The sequence below is a fragment of the Anaerococcus sp. HMSC075B03 genome, assembly GCF_001815585.1.
Lineage (GTDB): Bacteria > Bacillota > Clostridia > Tissierellales > Peptoniphilaceae > Anaerococcus > Anaerococcus vaginalis.
In genome coordinates, this window is the sequence record NZ_KV821179.1 from 428 (window position 1) to 724 (window position 297).

General features: G+C 24.6%; 1 protein-coding gene. It reads right to left on the bottom strand.

All coding sequences use genetic code 11. The annotated features are described in order from the left end of the window. A partial coding sequence (locus HMPREF3045_RS04005) for a GA module-containing protein (protein ID WP_218970139.1) occupies positions 1–297 on the bottom strand: 297 nt, incomplete at both ends.

Consider the following 297-nt stretch of genomic DNA (forward strand, 5'->3'; position numbering starts at 1 on the left):
TTGCATCAATTATTGCATCTAATAATTCTTGTGCATCTTCTTTTACTTTATTTACTGCATTTTTATCTTTTGCTTCATCTAATAATGATTTAAATTTATCTTTTTGTACTTGACTTAAATCTAATTTATCGATTTCTTCTTTTGCTTGTTCTTTAATTTCTTTTAATTCTTTTTCTGGATCTGATTTTTTATCTTCTACTTCTTTGTTTATTTTATTAACTACTTCTTCAACTTCTGCTTTTGTTAATGCATTATCAAGCATTTCTGATGCTTTTTTCATTATTGCTTCATCATCAG